Genomic DNA, 20,617 nt, shown 5'->3' on the forward strand with positions numbered 1-20,617 from the left:
ACGATGAAGCGCCCCGATACTCGCCCTGGCGAGGGGCACAAACCCTGAAAGAGGGATTGACGACAGTGCTCGACGTCAACTTCTTCGACGAGCTGCGGATTGGCCTGGCCACCGCTGACGACATCCGTCAGTGGTCGCACGGCGAGGTCAAGAAGCCGGAGACCATCAACTACCGCACCCTCAAGCCCGAAAAGGACGGCCTCTTCTGCGAGAAGATCTTCGGCCCCACCCGGGACTGGGAGTGCTACTGCGGTAAGTACAAGCGCGTCCGCTTCAAGGGCATCATCTGCGAGCGCTGTGGCGTGGAGGTCACCCGCGCCAAGGTGCGCCGCGAGCGGATGGGCCACATCGAGCTGGCCGCCCCCGTCACGCACATCTGGTACTTCAAGGGCGTGCCGAGCCGGCTGGGCTACCTGCTGGACCTGGCCCCCAAGGACCTGGAAAAGGTCATCTACTTCGCCGCCTACATGATCACGTGGGTGGACGAGGAGCGCCGTACGCGCGACCTGCCCTCCCTGGAGGCGCACGTCTCCGTCGAGCGGCAGCAGATCGAGCAGCGCCGGGACGCCGACCTGGAGGCCCGCGCCAAGAAGCTCGAAACCGACCTGGCCGAGCTGGAGGCCGAGGGCGCCAAGGCGGACGTGCGCCGCAAGGTGCGCGAGGGCGCCGAGCGTGAGATGAAGCAGCTGCGCGACCGCGCGCAGCGCGAGATCGACCGTCTCGACGAGGTGTGGAGCCGCTTCAAGAACCTCAAGGTCCAGGACCTGGAGGGCGACGAGCTGCTCTACCGCGAGCTGCGCGACCGCTTCGGCACCTACTTCATGGGCGGCATGGGCGCGGCTGCGCTCCAGAAGCGCCTGGAGTCCTTCGACCTGGACGAAGAGGCCGAGAAGCTCCGCGAGATCATCCGTACCGGCAAGGGCCAGAAGAAGACCCGTGCGCTCAAGCGCCTCAAGGTCGTCTCCGCGTTCCTGCAGACCCGCAACAGCCCCAACGGCATGGTGCTGGACTGCATCCCGGTCATCCCGCCGGACCTGCGTCCGATGGTGCAGCTGGACGGTGGCCGCTTCGCGACCTCCGACCTGAACGACCTGTACCGCCGCGTCATCAACCGCAACAACCGCCTCAAGCGTCTCCTTGACCTCGGTGCCCCCGAGATCATCGTGAACAACGAGAAGCGGATGCTGCAGGAGGCCGTCGACGCGCTGTTCGACAACGGCCGCCGCGGTCGCCCCGTCACCGGCCCGGGCAACCGGCCGCTGAAGTCCCTCAGCGACATGCTGAAGGGCAAGCAGGGTCGTTTCCGTCAGAACCTGCTCGGCAAGCGTGTCGACTACTCGGCGCGTTCCGTCATCGTCGTGGGCCCGCAGCTCAAGCTGCACCAGTGTGGTCTGCCCAAGGCCATGGCGCTGGAGCTCTTCAAGCCGTTCGTGATGAAGCGCCTGGTGGACCTGAACCACGCGCAGAACATCAAGTCGGCCAAGCGCATGGTCGAGCGTGGCCGCACCGTCGTGTACGACGTCCTCGAAGAGGTCATCGCCGAGCACCCGGTGCTGCTCAACCGTGCGCCCACGCTGCACCGTCTGGGTATCCAGGCGTTCGAGCCGCAGCTCGTCGAGGGCAAGGCCATCCAGATCCACCCGCTCGTGTGCACCGCGTTCAACGCGGACTTCGACGGTGACCAGATGGCCGTCCACCTGCCGCTCTCCGCGGAGGCGCAGGCCGAGGCCCGCATCCTGATGCTGTCCTCGAACAACATCCTCAAGCCGGCCGACGGCCGTCCGGTCACCATGCCGACCCAGGACATGGTGCTGGGCCTGTTCTTCCTCACCACCGACGAGGAGGAGCGCGAGGTCATCGGCGAGGGCCGGGCGTTCGGTTCCGTCGCCGAGGCGATCATGGCGTTCGACGCCCGCGAGCTGTCGCTCCAGGCGAAGGTCGACATCCGCTTCCCGGTCGGCACCGTCCCGCCGCGCGGCTGGACCCCGCCGGCCGCCGAGGAGGGCGAGCCGGAGTGGCAGCAGGGTGACAGCTTCCGGCTGCGGACGACCCTGGGCCGCGCGCTCTTCAACGAGCTGCTGCCCGAGGACTACCCGTTCGTCGACTACTCGGTGGGCAAGAAGCAGCTCTCCGCGATCGTCAACGACCTGGCGGAGCGTTACCCCAAGGTCATCGTCGCGGCGACGCTGGACAACCTGAAGGCGGCCGGTTTCCACTGGGCGACCCGTTCGGGTGTCACCGTCGCGGTGTCCGACATCGTCGTGCCGGAGGCCAAGAAGGCCATCGTCGCGGGCTACGAGGCCCAGGACGAGAAGGTCCAGAAGCAGTACGAGCGCGGTCTGATCACCAAGGACGAGCGCACTCAGGAACTGATCAACATCTGGACCAAGGCGACCAACGAGGTCGCCGAGGCGATGAACGACAACTTCCCCAAGACCAACCCCATCTTCATGATGGTTGACTCGGGTGCCCGAGGAAACATGATGCAGATGCGGCAGATCGCCGGTATGCGTGGTCTGGTGTCGAACGCGAAGAACGAGACGATCCCGCGTCCGATCAAGGCGTCGTTCCGCGAGGGTCTGTCCGTGCTGGAGTACTTCATCTCCACGCACGGTGCCCGTAAGGGTCTGGCGGACACCGCGCTGCGTACCGCCGACTCGGGTTACCTCACCCGTCGTCTGGTGGACGTCTCGCAGGACGTCATCATCCGCGAGGAGGACTGCGGCACCGAGCGCGGTCTGAAGCTGCGGATCGGCAGCAAGGGCGCCGACGGCGTGCTGCGCAAGGCCGACGACGTCGAGTCCAGCGTGTACGCGCGGATGCTCGCCGAGGACGTCGTGGTGGACGGCAAGGTCATCGCCTCCGCCAACGTCGACCTGGGCGACGTCATGATCGACCAGCTCATCGCGCACGGCGTGGAGGAGGTCAAGACCCGCTCCGTCCTGACCTGTGAGTCCGCGGTCGGCACCTGCGCCTACTGCTACGGCCGCTCGCTGGCCACCGGCAAGCTGGTCGACATCGGTGAGGCGGTCGGCATCATCGCCGCCCAGTCCATCGGTGAGCCCGGTACCCAGCTGACGATGCGTACCTTCCACACCGGTGGTGTGGCCGGTGACGACATCACCCTGGGTCTGCCGCGTGTCGTCGAGCTCTTCGAGGCCCGTACGCCCAAGGGTGTCGCCCCGATCTCGGAGGCGGCCGGCCGCGTCCGCATCGAGGAGACCGAGAAGACCAAGAAGATCGTCGTCACCCCGGACGACGGCAGCGACGAGACCGCCTACGGCGTCTCCAAGCGCGCCCGTCTCCTGGTGAGCGAGGGCGACCACGTCCAGGTCGGCCAGCCGCTGACCGTGGGTGCCATCAACCCGCACGACGTGCTGCGCATCCTCGGCCAGCGGGCCGTCCAGGTCCACCTGGTGGGCGAGGTCCAGAAGGTCTACAACTCGCAGGGTGTGGCCATCCACGACAAGCACATCGAGATCATCATCCGGCAGATGCTGCGCCGCGTGACGATCATCGAGTCGGGCGACGCGGAGCTGCTGCCCGGCGAGCTGGTGGAGCGCTCGAAGTTCGAGAGCGAGAACCGTCGCGTCGTGGCGGAGGGTGGCCACCCGGCCTCCGGCCGTCCGCAGCTGATGGGTATCACCAAGGCTTCGCTGGCCACCGAGTCCTGGCTGTCGGCGGCGTCCTTCCAGGAGACGACCCGGGTTCTGACCGACGCGGCGATCAACGCCAAGTCGGACTCCCTGATCGGCCTCAAGGAGAACGTCATCATCGGTAAGCTCATCCCGGCCGGTACGGGCCTGTCCCGCTACCGCAACATCCGGGTCGAGCCGACCGAGGAGGCCAAGGCCGCGATGTACTCGGCCGTCGGTTACGACGACATCGACTACTCGCCCTTCGGCACCGGCTCCGGCCAGGCGGTTCCGCTGGAGGACTACGACTACGGTCCGTACAACCAGTAGGCACCTGTGCCGCACGCGGGGCGGCCATCCCTTCGGGGGTGGCCGCCCCGCGGCGTTTCTGGCGTGTCCACGGGGGCGCGCTCCGGGCCCGGGCTGACTTACTGTGGTCGGACGAACGGTCCCTCGGGGCGGACGATCGGTTCCCCGGGGAACCGATCGGTCATCTCGCGCGTACTGATGGATGGGTGCACTGGCCTCTAGAGGTTGGGGGAGGTGGTCGGGGTGGCATTCGAGCCGTGGCAGGGCGGCAAGCCCGTTCAGCCGTCGGGACAGGGACAGACGCCGGCGATGCGTGCCTCGCACGCGGACCGCGAGCGCGCGGTGGACGTGCTCAAGGCGGGGTTCGCCGAGGGGCGCCTGACGCAGCAGGAGTACGAACTGCGGATGGGGCGCGCCTACGAGGCGCAGACGCACGGCGAGCTGCAGAGCCTGGTGGGCGACCTGCCGGTGGGGCCGGCGTCGGCGCCGTTCACTCCGCAGCAGCCGGCGGTACCGGCGACGTTCGCACCGGTGGCGCCGGTGCTCCCGCCCGTCAACGGGACGGCGACGGGGGCCCTGGTCTGCGGCATCCTGGTGCCGATCGTCGGGATCTCGGCCATTCCGGCGGTCATCCTGGGCCACAAGGCACGAGCCGAGATCCGCCGGACGGGTGAGCGCGGGGACGGCTTCGCGCTGGCCGGGCTGATCATGGGGTGGCTCGGCATCGGCGCGGGTGCGCTGATCGTCGTGATGCTGATGGTGGCGGTGATGTTCAGCGTGCGGTGAGGCTGGACGGGGCCGACGCGTCGTTCGGTGAGCGGGTGTGTACGGAGTGCGCCTGAACCGGATGTGTGGTAGGGGAGCGGCTTCCGGGGTGCGGCGCCAAGGCCCGGGCCGGTCGCCGTGAGCGGCCGGTGGTGGCGCTCAACGGCCCCGTCGGCGCGTTCGGGCTCCCCGCGGCGCGCCCTCGCGGGCCTGGGGCGTACGGTGTGCGCCGGAGGTTTTCCCGTGTCGTCGCCTCCTTCCGTAAGGGACCTTTGTCCCACTACGGTGGCCGCAGCGCCGGGGGGTCCGGCGTCTCCTTCGCATGTGCATTTGTTTTGACCGCAGCCCATGCGGTAGGTACGCTCTGACCTTGTGCCTGGGGTGTCCCCTCATGCTGCCGTGCGTGCATTCGTCCGCACGAAAGCGGGCTCCGACACCGCAATCCGCCGCCTTCCTCGCCGGCGCGAGGGGTCTGCGGTATTCGACACACCCGACCGCGTGGGTCGGCGAAGTTCCAGGTTAGCTTTACCGAGACGGCACACAGAAACCGGAGAAACGGTGCCTACGATCCAGCAGCTGGTCCGCAAGGGCCGGCAGGACAAGGTCGAGAAGAACAAGACGCCCGCACTGGAGGGTTCGCCCCAGCGCCGCGGCGTCTGCACGCGTGTGTTCACGACCACCCCGAAGAAGCCGAACTCGGCCCTGCGTAAGGTCGCGCGTGTGCGTCTGACCAGCGGGATCGAGGTCACCGCTTACATTCCGGGTGAGGGCCACAACCTGCAGGAGCACTCGATCGTGCTCGTGCGTGGCGGCCGTGTGAAGGACCTGCCGGGTGTTCGTTACAAGATCATCCGCGGCTCCCTCGACACGCAGGGCGTCAAGAACCGCAAGCAGGCTCGCAGCCGCTACGGCGCCAAGAAGGAGAAGTAAGAATGCCTCGTAAGGGCCCCGCCCCGAAGCGCCCGGTCATCATCGACCCGGTCTACAGCTCTCCTCTGGTGACCTCCCTCATCAACAAGGTCCTGCTGAACGGCAAGCGCTCCACCGCCGAGCGCATCGTTTACGGCGCCATGGAGGGTCTGCGCGAGAAGACCGGCAACGACCCGGTCATCACGCTCAAGCGCGCGCTGGAGAACATCAAGCCGACCCTTGAGGTCAAGTCCCGCCGTGTCGGTGGCGCCACCTACCAGGTGCCGGTCGAGGTCAAGCCCGGCCGTGCGTCCACCCTGGCGCTGCGCTGGCTGGTCGGTTACTCCCGCGCCCGTCGCGAGAAGACCATGACCGAGCGCCTCATGAACGAGCTGCTGGACGCCTCCAACGGCCTCGGCGCTTCCGTCAAGAAGCGTGAGGACACCCACAAGATGGCCGAGTCCAACAAGGCCTTCGCGCACTACCGCTGGTAGTCGCTACCCACATCGAGACCGAGAGAAGACTGAGCCACTATGGCCACCACTTCGCTTGACCTGGCCAAGGTCCGCAACATCGGGATCATGGCCCACATCGACGCGGGCAAGACGACCACCACCGAGCGGATCCTGTTCTACACCGGCGTCAGCTACAAGATCGGTGAAGTCCACGACGGCGCTGCCACGATGGACTGGATGGAGCAGGAGCAGGAGCGCGGCATCACGATCACGTCTGCCGCGACGACCTGCCACTGGCCGCTGAACGACGTTGACCACACCATCAACATCATCGACACCCCGGGGCACGTCGACTTCACCGTCGAGGTGGAGCGCTCGCTGCGCGTCCTCGACGGTGCCGTGACGGTGTTCGACGGCGTCGCCGGTGTTGAGCCGCAGTCCGAGACCGTCTGGCGTCAGGCGGACCGCTACGGCGTCCCGCGTATCTGCTTCGTCAACAAGCTCGACCGGACCGGCGCGGAGTTCCACCGCTGCGTCGACATGATCGTGGACCGCCTGGGCGCGGTGCCGCTGGTCATGCAGCTGCCGATCGGCACCGAGGCGGACTTCAAGGGCGTCGTCGACCTGGTCCGTATGAAGGCCCTGGTGTGGTCCGCCGAGGCCGCCAAGGGCGAGATGTACGACGTCGTCGACATCCCCGAGACGCACGTCGAGGCCGCCGACGAGTGGCGCGGCAAGCTGCTTGAGGCCGTCGCCGAGAACGACGAAGACATGATGGAGCTGTACCTGGAGGGCCAGGAGCCCACCGAGGAGCAGCTGTACGCGGCGATCCGCCGTATCACCATCGCTTCGACCGGCAAGGGCACCACCACGGTCACCCCGGTGTTCTGTGGTACCGCGTTCAAGAACAAGGGCGTGCAGCCCCTGCTCGACGCGGTCGTGCGCTACCTCCCGTCGCCGCTGGACATCGGCGCCGTCGAGGGCCACTCGGTGAAGGACTCCGAGGAGGTCGTCAAGCGCGAGCCCTCCGACGAGGCCCCGTTCTCCGGCCTGGCCTTCAAGATCATGAGCGACCCGCACCTCGGCAAGCTCACGTTCGTCCGCGTGTACTCCGGCCGCATGGAGACCGGCACCCAGGTGCAGAACTCCGTGAAGGGCAAGAAGGAGCGCATCGGCAAGATCTACCGGATGCACGCGAACAAGCGTGAGGAGATCGAGTCGGTGGGTGCCGGTGACATCGTCGCCGTCATGGGTCTGAAGCAGACCACCACCGGTGAGACCCTCTGCGACGCGTCCGACCAGGTGATCCTGGAGTCGATGGAGTTCCCGGCCCCGGTCATCCAGGTCGCCATCGAGCCCAAGTCGAAGGGCGACCAGGAGAAGCTGGGCATCGCGATCCAGCGCCTCGCCGAGGAGGACCCGTCCTTCCAGGTCCACACCGACGAGGAGACCGGCCAGACCATCATCGCGGGTATGGGCGAGCTGCACCTCGACGTGCTGGTCGACCGTATGAAGCGCGAGTTCAAGGTCGAGGCCAACGTCGGCAAGCCGCAGGTCGCGTACCGCGAGACGCTGCGCAAGACCGTCGAGAAGGTCGACTACACGCACAAGAAGCAGACTGGTGGTTCCGGCCAGTTCGCCAAGGTGCAGATCTCGATCGAGCCGCTTGAGGGCGACGGGTACGAGTTCGAGAACAAGGTCACCGGTGGCCGCATCCCGCGGGAGTACATCCCCTCGGTCGACGCGGGCTGCCAGGAGGCCATGGAGTTCGGTGTTCTCGCCGGCTACCCGCTGACCGGCGTGAAGGTCACCCTTCACGACGGCGCGTACCACGAGGTCGACTCGTCCGAGATGGCCTTCAAGATCGCCGGTTCGATGGCCTTCAAGGAGGCCGCCCGCAAGGCCAGCCCGGCCCTGCTGGAGCCGATGATGAAGGTCGAGGTGACGACGCCCGAGGACTACATGGGTGACGTCATCGGCGACATCAACTCGCGCCGCGGTCAGATCCAGTCCATGGAGGACCGCAGCGGCGCCAAGCTCGTCACGGGCCTGGTTCCGCTCTCGGAGATGTTCGGCTACGTCGGAGACCTCCGCAGCAAGACGTCGGGTCGCGCGAGCTACTCGATGCAGTTCGACTCCTACGCCGAGGTTCCGCGGAACGTCGCCGAGGAGATCATCGCGAAGGCCAAGGGCGAGTAGTCCCGTCTCCCCCGAGTCGGAACACGCTTTAGGCTTGACACCGTCCGCCGGGGCCAACCCCGCCATCCGTGAGGATGGCCCCGGCGGCCGGCACCCCAGCAAAGATCACCTGGCGCCGATGAGTAAGGCGTACAGAACCACTCCACAGGAGGACCCCAGTGGCGAAGGCGAAGTTCGAGCGGACTAAGCCGCACGTCAACATCGGCACCATCGGTCACATCGACCACGGTAAGACCACCCTCACGGCGGCCATTACCAAGGTGCTGCACGACGCGTACCCGGACCTGAACGAGGCCTCGGCGTTCGACCAGATCGACAAGGCTCCTGAGGAGCGCCAGCGCGGTATCACCATCTCCATCGCGCACGTCGAGTACCAGACCGAGTCGCGTCACTACGCCCACGTCGACTGCCCCGGTCACGCGGACTACATCAAGAACATGATCACCGGTGCCGCCCAGATGGACGGCGCGATCCTGGTGGTCGCCGCGACCGACGGCCCGATGCCGCAGACCAAGGAGCACGTGCTCCTGGCCCGCCAGGTCGGCGTTCCCTACATCGTTGTCGCCCTGAACAAGGCCGACATGGTGGACGACGAGGAGATCCTGGAGCTCGTCGAGCTCGAGGTCCGTGAGCTCCTCTCCGAGTACGAGTTCCCCGGCGACGACGTTCCGGTCGTCAAGGTCTCCGCTCTGAAGGCCCTGGAGGGCGACAAGGAGTGGGGCCAGTCGGTCCTCAACCTGATGGCCGCCGTCGACGAGTCGATCCCGCAGCCGGAGCGCGACGTCGACAAGCCGTTCCTGATGCCGATCGAGGACGTCTTCACGATCACCGGTCGTGGCACCGTCGTCACCGGTCGTATCGAGCGTGGTGTCCTGAAGGTCAACGAGACCGTTGACATCATCGGCATCAAGCAGGAGAAGACCACCACCACGGTCACCGGCATCGAGATGTTCCGCAAGCTGCTCGACGAGGGCCAGGCCGGTGAGAACGTCGGTCTGCTGCTCCGCGGCATCAAGCGCGAGGACGTCGAGCGCGGCCAGGTCATCATCAAGCCGGGCTCGGTCACCCCGCACACGGAGTTCGAGGCGCAGGCGTACATCCTGTCGAAGGACGAGGGTGGCCGCCACACCCCGTTCTTCAACAACTACCGCCCGCAGTTCTACTTCCGTACCACGGACGTGACCGGCGTCGTGACCCTCCCCGAGGGCACCGAGATGGTCATGCCGGGCGACAACACCGAGATGTCGGTCCAGCTGATCCAGCCGGTCGCCATGGAGGAGGGCCTGAAGTTCGCCATCCGTGAGGGTGGCCGGACCGTGGGCGCCGGCCAGGTCACCAAGATCGTCAAGTAATCACCTGACGGTTTGACCTGGTAGCTCGCTGAGCTGCTTCGAGGGACCCCGTTCACCTTTTGGGTGAGCGGGGTCCCTTTTTGTTTTCACGGGGTTTCTTCGGGGCCTTTTGTTTTCGGGTTCGCCGTGCGGGGTCGGATCACCGCCGGCGCCGGACGAAGACGTCGGCGGCGTTGTTGGTGTCCGAGGGCACCAGATCGTCGGCGGCGGAGGCGAAGACGGCCATCCGGCCGTGTGCGGTCAGTGCGCCCGGCTCGGCGCCCCCGTGCGGGGCGACGAAATGGTCGGCGCCGGACCGCAGGTCGCGCAGGCGCACGGTCCCGGTGGCGCCGTCGGTGTAGAGGAGGTGCCCGCCGTCCGGGCTCAGGGCCCGGCCCCGGGCATCGTCCAGCCGCTTCGTGCGCCCGGTGCGCAGATCGTGCACGTACGCGTCCGTGCCGACGTTGTAGGCCACCGCCCGTCCGTTGGCGCTGAGCTGGACGAGGCCGGCGGTGGCGTCGTCGTGCGAGCCATCAAGCTGCTGGCGCTGCCCGGTGCGCAGGTCCACGACGATGATGTCGTCGCGGTCGGGGCCGTCGCCGAGGCGGCGGTGGGCGCGGTAGGCGAGGACGCGTCCGTCGGCGCTGAGCGAGCCGTCGGCCATGTCGTACTGCTCGGGTGTCGGCTCGTGGCTGACGACGGTGTTCTCGCCGGTCGTGCGGTCGCGCAGGTGGACGCGCTGCGGGTCGGCGGGGTGGTTCGGGTAGGCGGTGTAGACGGCGTACCGGCAGTCGCCGCTGAGCGCGGTGATCCGGCTGCCGCCGTGGGCGGAGCCGAGCGCTTCCCGGGTGCCCGCCTGCAGGTCGTTCACGAAGCCCTGGATGTCGCGGGCCCCGAAGTCGTTGGTGCCCACGCACCGCCCGTCCGCGCTGATCCGCACACCGCTCAGCCCGTCGCGGACGAAGGTGACGGCGCCGGTGTGCAGGTCCTTGACGTAGGTGGCGGGGAGGTGCGGGTTGTGCGGGTCCGGCGTCAGGTTGGTCGCGTTCGAGGTGAAGGCGACGTACCGGCCGTCGGCGCTGATCACCGCGCCACGGGAGGCGCCGTTGGCTTCGGCGTTGGTGGGGGTGGTGCTGACGCGCTCGGTGCGGGGCTTGGTCGTCCTGGTGCCGTGCCGCGTTTCGGGTCTGTCCGGGCTCGCGGTGGCCGGAGTGCCCGGCAGGAGGGCGAGGGCGAGCGCGCCGATCAGGGCGGCGAGGGTGGGGCGGACGGTGTTTCGTGTTGTGCTCGGGCGGCCGGTCGTCGCGGTGGCGCGGCGGGCGTCGTTGGCGGTCGTACGGCGCGGAGCGGTCATGTTTCCCCCCGGAGACCCGTGTGCCCCGGCCCTGCGCCGGAGGCCCGTAAGGATGCAAACGCACCACCTTCGGGCGGGTCAATGCGTCCGAAGGCGTACAACCTGGGTGGGTGATCGGGAGTCCGCGCGGGGGTGGGGGGCGGCGTTGGACGGGGCCGGGCGGGTGGGGTTAGCTGAGGGAGCGCCGCCGTGGCGGCCCCGGCGTGCGGTACGAGGGAGAGAGGTACGCGGTGCAGACGCCCCGACTGGAGGAAGTCCGCCTGACGTCATTCAAGAGCTTCACCGGGCAGCGCCTCCCTCTTCAGGACCTCACCGTGCTGATCGGCCGCAACGGCAGCGGCAAGTCCAACGCCCTCGACGCGCTGATGGTCCTGTCCCGGCTGGCGTCCGGCGAGCCGCTGCGGGAGGCCCTGGACGGGACGCGCTCGGGTGCGGACCAGATCCGGGGCGGGGCCGTGGGGTGTGCGCCGTTGGAGGAGACGGAGTTCGCCGTCGGCTGCCGGGTGCGCTCCGGTGAGGCGGTATACGACCTGGACGTACGCGTCGGCGTCCATCCGGAGCTGCGGATAGTGAGCGAACGGCTGACCGCGGTGGAAGGGGTCCGCTACGCGGGGCGACGGCTCGCGCGTGGCGTGGTGCTGCTGGACTTCGAACCCTCGGACGAGGGAACAGCGGGCCAGGTGGAAGCGCGGCACTTCAACGGCAGGCGCGGTGTGGAGCCGGCCGTGCCGTTCGCCGCCGACCGGCTGCTCCTCGGCCAGGTGCCGGTCCGGATCCCCCTCACCAGTGAGGCGACCCGCTTGGTCCACCAGGCGGCGGGCGAGGTGCTCGGTGTGCTGCGGGACGTGTTCCTGCTGGACCCCGTCCCACACCTGATGCGGCAGTACGTCAACGCGCAGGACTCCGAACTCCGCCGCAACGCCGACAACCTCAGCGCCGCCGTAGCCGGCCTGGAACACGCCGACCCGGACGCCTTCGCCCGGCTCACCGAGCTGGTCGCGGGCATGCCGGAGTACCCGGTCCGCGCGGTGGACAAGGTGGGAACGGCGCTGGGCGACGTGCAGCTCGTGCTGCGGGAGGCCGGTTTCCACGGCAGGGAGCACGACGTTCCCGCCCGCCTGCTCAGTGACGGCATGCTGCGCTTCCTCGCCTTCGGTACGGCCCTGCTCAGCACGGCCCCGGAAGACGGCGGGGACGGCATGGCGGCACGGCGCCACCTGGTGATCGAGGAGATCGAGAACGGCCTCTATCCCACCCAGGCCGCCCGGGTCCTTCGACTGATGCGAGAGGAGTCCCGGCGGCGACGGGTGGATGTCCTGTTCACCACCCACAGCCCGGCCCTGCTCAACGCGCTCACCGCCCAGGACCACGGGGGAGTGGTCGTATGCACCCGCGACGGCGACACCGGCGAGAGCAGACTGACGCCGCTGACGGAACTGCCGGGGTACGTGGATCTGCTCGCCGCGGGTGATCTGGGAGATGCCGTGTCCAAGGGGCGGCTGCCTCAGGCCGTGCGGCCGAGAGACGCGGGGCCGGTCAGCGTTGAGGACTTCTTGAGGGAGCTGTGAGCAGGCAACGACAGGCGGGCTTACCGCTACCGGTCGTGGATTTCCTCGACACATCCGTCTTCGTGGAGATCCTCGACGTCCCCCACATGAACGCTCACCGGTCTGCCGTACTGGCGGAGATGGACGCCAGGCTGGCGGCGGGTGTGCGGTTCGTCCTGCCGACCGCCACCCTTGTCGAGACCGGCAACCACGTCTTCCAGGTCAAGGACGGCGCGGCCCGCCGCCGCTGCGCCACCGCCTTCATGAAGATGCTGCGGAAGACCGCCAGGGGCGAGGCCCCGTGGGTGCTGCACGAGCGAACGTGGGGCGGCGCCTTCCTGTCCTCCCTGTGCGACGGAGGAAGCACGGGCATGGATCTGGCCGAGCACGCCGTGCGGCAGCAGCTCGGCACCGGCGATCTGACGATCGTGGCCGAACGGGACCTCTACGCCTCCCGTGCGCGGGCCCGGGTTCGTATCTGGACACTGGAGGCCACCATGGGGACGTGGGCCGAGCTGCCCTGACAGCCTCCGCACGCCCGCGGCCCCGCCGGGCGATGCCGGCGGGGCCGCGATGCTGCCGCCATTGAGCGCGCCCATGACCACCAGGTGACGCGCTCGGGACGGTGGATCGGCTGGTCGGCCGATCAGTGATCCGAATGGATCACTTCACGTTGATCGCGGTCCAGGCCGCCGCGACCGTCTTGTACTCGGTGCTGTTGGCGCCGTACAGGTCGGCAGCCGCCTTCAGGGTGCCGGTGCGGGCGCCGGCGTACTTCGTGGTGGAGGTGAAGTACGTGGTCAGGGCGCGGTACCAGATCTTCTCGGCCTTGGCGCGGCCGATGCCGGTGACCTTGGAGCCGTCGTAGGTGGGGCTGTTGTAGCTCACGCCGTTGATGGTCTTGGCGCCGCTGCCCTCGGAGAGCAGGTAGAAGAAGTGGTTGGCCGGGCCCGAGGAGTAGTGGACGTCCACGTTGCCGAGCGAGGAGGACCAGTAGTCCTTGGACGCGCCGTCCTTGGAGGGCTTGTCCATGTAGCGCAGCGGGGTGCCGTCACCGTTGATGTTGATCTTCTCGCCGATGAGGTAGTCGCCCTTGTCGACGCTGTTGTTGGCGTAGAACTCGGTCGCCGTGCCGAAGATGTCGGACGTCGCCTCGTTCAGGCCGCCGGACTCACCGCTGTAGTTCAGGTTGGCGGTGGCCGAGGTGACGCCGTGGCTCATCTCGTGGGCGGCCACGTCCAGCGCGGTCAGCGGGTTGGCGTTGTTCTGGCCGTCGCCGTACGTCATGCAGAAGCAGGAGTCCTGCCAGAAGGCGTTGACGTAGCTGTTGCCGTAGTGAACCCGCGAGTACGCGCCGCGTCCGTCGTTGCGGATGCCGTTCCGGCCGAGCACGTTCTTGTAGTAGTCCCAGGTCACGGCCGCGCCGTAGTGCGCGTCCACGCCCGCGGTCTGCCGGCCGCCGCCCCACACGTCGTCCGCGTCGGTGAACAGCGTGCCGGTGCCGGAGCTGCCCTGCCGCAGGTCGTACGTCTTGTGACCGCCGCGCGCACCGTCGGTCAGGTTGTAGGTGGTGCCGCTCTTGGTGGTGGTCAGCGGGACCGTGCCGCTGTAGGTGCTGGTGCCGGTACCGGTGTGCACCCGCTCGTTCTGGAACAGCTTCTTGCCGGTCTTGGCGTCGGTGACGACCTGGAGCTCGCTCGGCGTGCCGTCCTTCTGGACGCCGGTGACGACGGTCTCGTACGCGAGGACGGGCTTGCCGGAGGCGGCCCAGATGACCTTGCGCGGCGACTTGGAGTCGGCCTTGGTGGTCTTCTCCGCCTTGGCGGCGGCCAGCGCGCTCTTCTCCGCGGACGCGGTCGGCTGGGCGGCGGCGGTGGTCGGCACGGCTATCTTCGCGCTCGTCGCCTTGTCGACGGAGTGCGAGCCGTTCTTCTTCTCGTGCACGACGAGGTCGCCGCCGAGGACGGGCAGGCCCTCGTAGGTGCGCTCGTAACGGGTGTGCACGGTGCCGTCGGCGTCCTTGATGACGTCCTTGGCGACCAGCTTCTCCTTGGCGCCCAGGCCGAGCTTGCCGGCGGTGTCACCGGCATCGGCCTGCGCGGCCTTGATGGCGGTCACGCGCTGCGACGCGGAGAGCGGGAGGGCGAAGGCGTCGCTCGCCGCGTCCGGCTGCGCGGTCGCCGAGCCGCTCTGGAAGGCGACCGCGACCATTGCGGCGGAGGCGACGAGCGCGGCGGCACGCAGGCCGTTCTTGCGGGGGGTGGCAGACAGTCGTCTCAACTCAATCTCCTTGCGCGGGCCGCCGGGTGAGGCGGCCTGTCCAGAGGGGGGCCGGGCGACCGGTGCTGGACCGCCCGGTGAAGCAGGAGTGAATCGAGAGGAGAGGGTGCCAGTTCCTGATCGGTTTTGACAGGTCTGCAACAAGGATTTGACAGTTGGTTTTACGAATGCCGGTCGTTCGACACCGATTTGCGGTGAAGTGGGGGTGGTGCGGGGGGTGGGTGGAATGAAGGTTTGAAGGCGGGGTGCGGCGTGCGGGTCGCCGTGCCGCCATGGCGGCTTTCCGCTGCCGTCTCCGGTGCCGTTCCCTCCGTCACCGCCGCGCCATCGAGCCGTCATCCGCGTGGTCTGTCCGTCCGCGTCGTCAGCCCGTCCGGGCTGTGTGTCCGTCCGCGTCGTCTGTCCGTCCGGGCTGTCAGTCCCTCCGCCCCGTCGGTCCGTGTCCGCGCCGTCGGTCCGTCACCCGCGCGGGCGGGCTGGGTTGGGGAACGCGAGGACGGTGCGGAAGCCCGGGCCCGGCGCGTCGCGTCACACCGGAAGCCACCCGGGCCACCACCGGGGCACGTTGTCCGGTGCGCAGGATGCCTGGCTGACGGGATAGCTCCCGCCCGGTTCGTGCTGCCAGGCCACCAGCCCCCAGACGACCGCCAGCGACCCGAGCACCGCCAGGACCAGCGCCGCGGCCTTGCTGCGCCTGCCCACCACCAGCAGGGACATCCCCCACCAGGCAGTGGCCAGCGCCCAGGCCGGGACGAAGGCGAGGAGCAGCCCGAACCCGTTCGCCGCGGCGTTGACCCCGATGTCACAGGCCTGCCAGATACGGCCGAGGAGGAAGGTCCCCACCAGGGCGACGAGGCCGCCGACGAGCGGGGCGATCACGCATCCGCCGAACCTGGTGCGGGACTGGGGGGCCGTCGCGGGCTCCGCCGGGCTTCCTGACATCCGGTGCTCCTGTATCTGCTGTAGTTCCTGTACGAGGGTGACGAACGACTGAGGGAGCGAAGGCATGGCACGGGGCTCCGGGCCGTAGCCGCTATTTGACGTCCCGGATCTGCGGGACGTCCTTTCCTTCCGCCTTCGCCTTCTCCATGCGGGTCATGGCGTCCTGTATTCCTTGGTGCAGTTGTTCCTGCGTCATGTTCTCGCCGTACTTGTCGTACAGCTCCATGCCGACGCGCATGGTGATCTGGTCGCCTTCGTCGTCATCACCGGTGAACATGCTTTCGCCCACCGAGGCTCCCTCGATCAGGGTTTTCTGGTCGAAACCGGCCGCCCTTCCCACGTACCCGTAGTGGATGTTGGAATAGATGTCGTAGAAGACCTCCTTCTGAGAGTTCGGCTGCTTGAAGTAGAAATCGTCGGACTTCTTCAGGTCGTACCGTTCGGTGAGTTTGGGCTTGTGGTCCCAGTCCTGGTGCGGCGCGACTTTCGCGAACCACATGGTGAGGGCGGCCGTGGTCTCGCTGCCGGGATTCCTGCCGATCTCGTACCATTTCGGCGGACGCAGAAGAGCCTGGATGGCACGCACCTCGTCCGACTTCATATTGGTCTTCATCTCGCTGAAGATGTAGGTCTCCGCATCGGTGAAGCGCTTTTCGCTCTTCATATACTTCTCGGCTTCGTCGATCCGGGTGACGACGGTCGGGTTGAAATCGGACTTGTTCCCTCCCGCGTTGTTCTTGAGGGCCCAGGACGCCTGGGTGTCCACCTGGCTCGCACGGTCCAGCACCTTCGTGAGGCGAGCCGCGAAGTCCTCGCACTTGCGTTGCTGCTCCTGGATGGCTCGCGGGCCATCGGGGTCGTGCAGGGTTCCCGGGTCCCGGGAGAGGTCGAAGCGCGGTTTCACCTCGCCGGTGCCGGTGACAAGCAGGCCCTGGCTCTGTGCCTCGGAATCGGCGAGCTGTAGAAGCTCGTCCTTGCACTTCTTTAGTTCGTCGTGCGCCTGGGACAGGGCGGAGTGGATTCCCCGGGCCTCGGCGGCGGCGTCCCGGAACTCCTGCGACATGTCCGCGAGGAGCTTGCCGGCCGTCTCGGACGAGGAGTCGGAGCTGGACCAGCCGGCGGCCCGGAACGGCTTGTCCACGGTGTCGGAGAGGGTGGTGCCCAACTCGGTCAATTTCCTGACCGCCGTCTCCCATGCTTCCGCGGCCTTGCTGAGCGCATCCAAATTCGCGTGGTACAGCTGCTCGTATTTGATCACTGCGCCGCTTCTCCCTGTTCCTCAGCCGAACGGTGAGTCGTCAGGGCGTACGTTTTTCATCGCGCCCACGTTGGCGTGCTCGGACTGTAGATAGTTGTCCGATGTCGCGACACACTTGTCATGCAGATCGCGGCACTTGTTGACCAGGGCCGTTGTCTGGCTCTGCCACGTGGAGAGAACGGATTCGATGGAAACGCCCAGGCTGCCGTACCAGAAGTCCATTTTGAAGGCTCCGGACGCCGATTTCGTTTCGTCGTCGACGGCCGCCGAATGGGTTTTCAAGAGGCCCGCTAATTCGTTGGCGCCGTTCCCGGATCGTTTCAGCGATTCCGGGTCGTCCAGCCGTGTGGTGCCCGTCCCCGTTCCTTCGTTTGGTGCGACCATCAGAGCATCCCGCCTTTCCCGGCGTTCAATTCGTGGAGCGCAAATCCTTGGCGGGAGGGTAACAGTGAGGCAGGCCGGTGTCTCGGGGTTCGGCGGGAAAAGGGTCTTGACGCGGGAGGAAAGCGACGCCTTGCCGTTCATGCCCTGAAAGTTTGCGTATGCCGCTCATGGGTGGTCGGGAGCGGGGCGGGGTGAGCGGGCGGACGGATTCCGGTTTCCAGGATTCCGGTTTCCGGGACCCTGTTTTCCAGGACTCCGTTTTCTACGAGTACCGGGGCAGGCCACCGGTCGGAATCGTCCATTCCGCGATCGTGACGTCCTCGCCGTAGACGAAGTCCTTGCGCATCGCATAGCGAGGGCCGGACGGGGTGGGGCGGATATCGGACAGCACCGCACCCGAGCCGGTCCGCAGATCGAAGATCGCGTAGACGGGGACGCCGAGCAGCGGATAGTCCCGGATCTTGCCAACCCAGTCGTTGCCGGGGTTCGAACGGGAGACGACCTCGATGGCGGCGATGAGGGCGCGGGGATCGAGCGGCCCGTCGGCCGCCATGTCAGCCTCGGCAATGACCGTGACGTCGGGGTGGCGCAGCACGCCTTGCAGCACGTCCTCGACATCGGGTGCTGTGCCGGTGTGGGCCAGCAGACCTTCCGGCATGACCTTTTCCAGGCGTCGGCTGATCCGGGCCGCTGTCAGCTCATGCAGGCCATTCGGCGCGGCCGGGTCGTGGACGATCACGCCGTTGGAGATCTCCAGTTTGCCGGGGACGTTCTCCCGTATCCGTATGACGTCGTCTCGGAGGTCTCGGTACGAACGAACGCCGTTGCCTGGGGGCTCTGCCGGACTGGTCACGGACTCTGTTCGTCATGGGGGACGACGACGGGCGGCGCGTCGCCGTGTTCCTCGCGGCAGTCGCGGCAGCGTTTCGGGCCGTTGGCGCGGATGGCCCGGTCGCACATGTCGCAGTTGTCGAAGGGATGGCCGGATGGCTGCGAGGGCGCCGGTGGGGTCGGGGTCGGGGTGGGGGCCGGTGGCAGCAAGGCGGTGAGGCGGTGGCCGAGTAGGGCGGCCGGTTGGCGCAGGTCACCGGGGAGTGCCGTGATCAGGACACCTCGTACGGCGTCGGGTGCGGCGCCGCGCTCCAGCCAGGCCGCGACGGCCGGGGCCAGGCGGCGAACGTCCCGTTCGGAGAGCAGGAGGCGGCGGTCCGCGTGGCGGAGGTTGATGAGCAGGGCGGTGGCGGTGTCGGCGCGGTCCTGGTCGGGGGTGCTGGGGCGGGGGAGGGGTGACGAAGCCCGGCGGGGAGGGGGAGCGGGGGCGGGGGTGCTGGGTGGTGTCGGCGGTCGGGTGTCGGGCGGCTCGGGCGGTGCGAACGGCATGGAGGGTGCGAAGTCGGACGGGGCCGGGCCGGGTGACGTGCGGCTGTCGTCGAGCGCGGACGGGGGATCGGCTTGCGGGTGGGGCGACTCGCCGTTGTTGGTGAGCGTCGTACGAGGCGCCGCGCTGGACGGGGCCTCCGGGGCTTCCGAAACGGAGGGCTGTGAGCTGGGCGAATGCCCGGGCGGTGCGGGCGGCGGCGGGGGAGGGGCCGCGTTGGTGGGCCGAGAGGGCCGGTGGGGCGTATCCGCCATCGGGGCCGGGAGATGGCCGGGGGCCGGGCGCTCCGGCTTGCCGCCCGTCCCCGGCCGTTCCGGTACGTGCGGCTCCCCGGCGCGCCGGGCGCGGGTGGCCTCCGGGTGGTTGTAGTAGGTGGTGCGGGTGACGATGCGGCCGTCCGGGGTGCGTTCCCGGGCGCGTTCCAGGTAGCCGCAGTCCTCAAGCTGCCGCAGCGCCGCCGCGATCAGCCGGCGCCCCTGCGGGAAGCGGGCCGCCAGCGTCTTGATGTCCACCGGCGAACCGGGCGGCAGGGACTGGATGTGCACCCCCAGCCCGATGGCCAGGAGATCGAGTTCCGGGTGCCTGCTGAGGTGGTGGCCGACGATCTCGTACCGGTCGTGGTGGTACTCGGTGACCTTCTCGACGCCCCCGGCGGACGGCCTGCGTACGGGGGCATGCGTGCGGGGCGGCCGGTGCCCATGTCCGGGTGTTCGGGTGGGGCGGCGTGGGCGATCGGAGACGGTTGCGGAGGGACGCGCCGGTGCGGGCCGCGGGATACGGGCTTCGCGTACGTGGTCGCCGCTGCCGCCTGTCGGCCGGAGCGAGGCCCGGACCAGGGACGCGAGGGGAATGGGGCCGGACGGCGGCATCAAGGCCGCTTCGGCTCGGTCAAGGGACTGGTGGATCACCCGGCGAATGCCGGAAAGGGCGGGCTCTGGCCCGCTAAGCTGCGGCTCAGCCATCTAGGGAAGTCCTGATCTTCCTTGGCGGTCAGGCCCTCGTTCGGGATTGCTCGTCCCGGCGGGGGCCGTCGCATGTCTGGTGTTGTCGGGGGCGAGCCTGCCGCCCGGACCGCGCCCTCCGCCACCGCTGCGGGGCGGTATCACCCAAGCGGGTGACCTGTGCGGTGGGGTGGGTGGGAGGGGTTCTCCAGCACCAGTGCTGGGGTGGGTTTACGTCCCGAGACGCCGCCGCCCGGTCCGTCGCGGGCCGGTTCACCGAGGCCCGACGAACCGGGCCCCGGTGCCACCTCTTGATCAACTCACGCCCGTACGTAAACCTTTGGCCCTAGCATGGGCGGGCCGGCGCGCACCTCGACGACCCGAGGGCGCGACCTTCTTCCCTCAGGAGTGACGCCATGCTGCGCACCATGTTCAAGTCCAAGATCCACCGCGCCACCGTGACGCAGGCGGACCTGCACTACGTCGGTTCGGTGACGGTGGACGCCGACCTGCTGGACGCCGCCGACCTGCTCCCCGGCGAACTCGTCCACATCGTCGACATCACCAACGGCGCCCGCCTGGAGACGTACATCATCGAGGGCGAACGCGGCTCCGGGATCATCGGCATCAACGGCGCCGCCGCCCACCTCGTCCACCCCGGCGACCTGGTGATCCTCATCAGCTACGCCCAGGTGGACGACACCGAGGCCCGCACACTGCGCCCGCGCGTGGTGCATGTCGATGCGGCGAACCGCATCGTGGGCGTGAGCTCCGACGCTTCGGAACCGGTACCGGGCGGGGACGCGGTGCGGGGGCCGGGGGCGGTGGCTGCGGCGGGGTGAGGGGTAGGGGCGGCCAGGCCTGAGAGGTCGGCTGCCCTGTGCGCCAAGGACGGTCGCGTCCTCACGGCCATACGGCACAGGGCCTACG

Annotated in this window: 16 protein-coding genes; 9 read left to right on the forward strand and 7 right to left on the reverse strand. The window is 68.3% G+C overall.

The window, feature by feature from the left end:
- Positions 1 to 65: 65 nt before the first annotated feature.
- The 6 genes from ABZX96_RS18350 (at position 66) to tuf (ending at position 9,624) form a co-directional block, all read left to right on the forward strand.
- Positions 66 to 3,965, forward strand: coding sequence for a DNA-directed RNA polymerase subunit beta' (locus ABZX96_RS18350; RefSeq protein WP_355545595.1), 3,900 nt, complete (start codon positions 66 to 68; stop codon positions 3,963 to 3,965).
- A 288-nt stretch (positions 3,966 to 4,253) separates the two neighbouring features.
- Positions 4,254 to 4,730, forward strand: coding sequence for a DUF1707 and DUF4190 domain-containing protein (locus tag ABZX96_RS18355; protein WP_355545597.1), 477 nt, complete (start codon positions 4,254 to 4,256; stop codon positions 4,728 to 4,730).
- A 537-nt stretch (positions 4,731 to 5,267) separates the two neighbouring features.
- Positions 5,268 to 5,639 (forward strand): 30S ribosomal protein S12, encoded by a 372-nt coding sequence (rpsL, locus tag ABZX96_RS18360; protein WP_003948652.1) that lies wholly within the window; start codon positions 5,268 to 5,270, stop codon positions 5,637 to 5,639.
- Between the two features lie 2 nt (positions 5,640 to 5,641).
- Positions 5,642 to 6,112 carry a 30S ribosomal protein S7 gene (rpsG, locus tag ABZX96_RS18365; protein ID WP_242583584.1) on the forward strand — a complete coding sequence of 157 codons (471 nt, stop codon included), beginning with the start codon at positions 5,642 to 5,644 and terminating at the stop codon, positions 6,110 to 6,112.
- A gap of 39 nt (positions 6,113 to 6,151) precedes the next feature.
- The gene (gene fusA, locus ABZX96_RS18370) at positions 6,152 to 8,272 is read left to right on the forward strand and encodes an elongation factor G (protein WP_355545502.1); all 2,121 of its coding nucleotides are present in this window, start codon (positions 6,152 to 6,154) and stop codon (positions 8,270 to 8,272) included.
- A 158-nt stretch (positions 8,273 to 8,430) separates the two neighbouring features.
- Positions 8,431 to 9,624 (forward strand): elongation factor Tu, encoded by a 1,194-nt coding sequence (gene tuf, locus ABZX96_RS18375; RefSeq protein ID WP_355545504.1) that lies wholly within the window; start codon positions 8,431 to 8,433, stop codon positions 9,622 to 9,624.
- A 139-nt stretch (positions 9,625 to 9,763) separates the two neighbouring features.
- Here tuf and ABZX96_RS18380 read toward each other — a convergent pair whose 3' ends face one another.
- Positions 9,764 to 10,957, reverse strand: a complete 1,194-nt coding sequence (locus ABZX96_RS18380; RefSeq protein WP_355545507.1) for a protein TolB — start codon at positions 10,955 to 10,957, stop codon at positions 9,764 to 9,766.
- 230 nt (positions 10,958 to 11,187) lie between these two features.
- Between ABZX96_RS18380 and ABZX96_RS18385 the strand changes: the two genes are divergently transcribed.
- Positions 11,188 to 12,525 (forward strand): ATP-binding protein, encoded by a 1,338-nt coding sequence (locus tag ABZX96_RS18385; protein ID WP_355545510.1) that lies wholly within the window; start codon positions 11,188 to 11,190, stop codon positions 12,523 to 12,525.
- A gap of 35 nt (positions 12,526 to 12,560) precedes the next feature.
- Positions 12,561 to 13,028, forward strand: coding sequence for a hypothetical protein (locus ABZX96_RS18390; RefSeq protein WP_355545513.1), 468 nt, complete (start codon positions 12,561 to 12,563; stop codon positions 13,026 to 13,028).
- Between the two features lie 139 nt (positions 13,029 to 13,167).
- Here the strand turns inward: ABZX96_RS18390 and ABZX96_RS18395 are convergent, their stop codons facing one another.
- From ABZX96_RS18395 to ABZX96_RS18420, 6 genes are all read right to left on the reverse strand, one after another.
- Entirely contained in the window at positions 13,168 to 14,784 is a 1,617-nt protein-coding gene (locus tag ABZX96_RS18395) for a M4 family metallopeptidase (RefSeq protein WP_355545516.1), read from the reverse strand.
- Positions 14,785 to 15,312: 528 nt separating this feature from the next.
- On the reverse strand, positions 15,313 to 15,792 hold the full coding sequence (locus ABZX96_RS18400; RefSeq protein ID WP_355545519.1) for a hypothetical protein: 480 nt from the start codon (positions 15,790 to 15,792) through the stop codon (positions 15,313 to 15,315).
- A gap of 25 nt (positions 15,793 to 15,817) precedes the next feature.
- On the reverse strand, positions 15,818 to 16,984 hold the full coding sequence (locus ABZX96_RS18405; protein ID WP_355545522.1) for a polymorphic toxin type 44 domain-containing protein: 1,167 nt from the start codon (positions 16,982 to 16,984) through the stop codon (positions 15,818 to 15,820).
- A gap of 21 nt (positions 16,985 to 17,005) precedes the next feature.
- Complete coding sequence (locus tag ABZX96_RS18410) at positions 17,006 to 17,509, reverse strand: hypothetical protein (RefSeq protein WP_355545525.1); 504 nt, start codon at positions 17,507 to 17,509, stop codon at positions 17,006 to 17,008.
- A 121-nt stretch (positions 17,510 to 17,630) separates the two neighbouring features.
- A complete protein-coding gene (locus tag ABZX96_RS18415; protein WP_355545528.1) occupies positions 17,631 to 18,221 on the reverse strand; it encodes a Uma2 family endonuclease in 591 nt (196 codons plus the stop codon).
- Positions 18,218 to 19,708 carry a hypothetical protein gene (locus ABZX96_RS18420; protein WP_355545531.1) on the reverse strand — a complete coding sequence of 497 codons (1,491 nt, stop codon included), beginning with the start codon at positions 19,706 to 19,708 and terminating at the stop codon, positions 18,218 to 18,220. The genes ABZX96_RS18415 and ABZX96_RS18420 overlap by 4 nt, the downstream gene beginning before the upstream one ends.
- A 395-nt stretch (positions 19,709 to 20,103) precedes the next feature.
- Here ABZX96_RS18420 and panD point away from each other — a divergent pair, with 395 nt between their 5' ends.
- On the forward strand, positions 20,104 to 20,529 hold the full coding sequence (gene panD, locus ABZX96_RS18425; protein ID WP_355545534.1) for an aspartate 1-decarboxylase: 426 nt from the start codon (positions 20,104 to 20,106) through the stop codon (positions 20,527 to 20,529).
- Positions 20,530 to 20,617: the final 88 nt, after the last annotated feature.

It is taken from the genome of Streptomyces sp. NPDC003077, assembly GCF_040611095.1.
GTDB lineage: Bacteria > Actinomycetota > Actinomycetes > Streptomycetales > Streptomycetaceae > Streptomyces.

Coding starts and splice junctions, on each gene's coding strand:
- ABZX96_RS18400 (WP_355545519.1), bottom strand. CDS start 15,792: ATGCCTTCGCTCCCTCAGTCGTTCGTCACCCTCGTACAGGAACTACAG.
- ABZX96_RS18420 (WP_355545531.1), bottom strand. CDS start 19,708: ATGGCTGAGCCGCAGCTTAGCGGGCCAGAGCCCGCCCTTTCCGGCATT.
- fusA (WP_355545502.1), top strand. CDS start 6,152: ATGGCCACCACTTCGCTTGACCTGGCCAAGGTCCGCAACATCGGGATC.
- panD (WP_355545534.1), top strand. CDS start 20,104: ATGCTGCGCACCATGTTCAAGTCCAAGATCCACCGCGCCACCGTGACG.
- ABZX96_RS18410 (WP_355545525.1), bottom strand. CDS start 17,509: ATGAACGGCAAGGCGTCGCTTTCCTCCCGCGTCAAGACCCTTTTCCCG.
- ABZX96_RS18380 (WP_355545507.1), bottom strand. CDS start 10,957: ATGACCGCTCCGCGCCGTACGACCGCCAACGACGCCCGCCGCGCCACC.
- ABZX96_RS18355 (WP_355545597.1), top strand. CDS start 4,254: ATGCGTGCCTCGCACGCGGACCGCGAGCGCGCGGTGGACGTGCTCAAG.
- rpsG (WP_242583584.1), top strand. CDS start 5,642: ATGCCTCGTAAGGGCCCCGCCCCGAAGCGCCCGGTCATCATCGACCCG.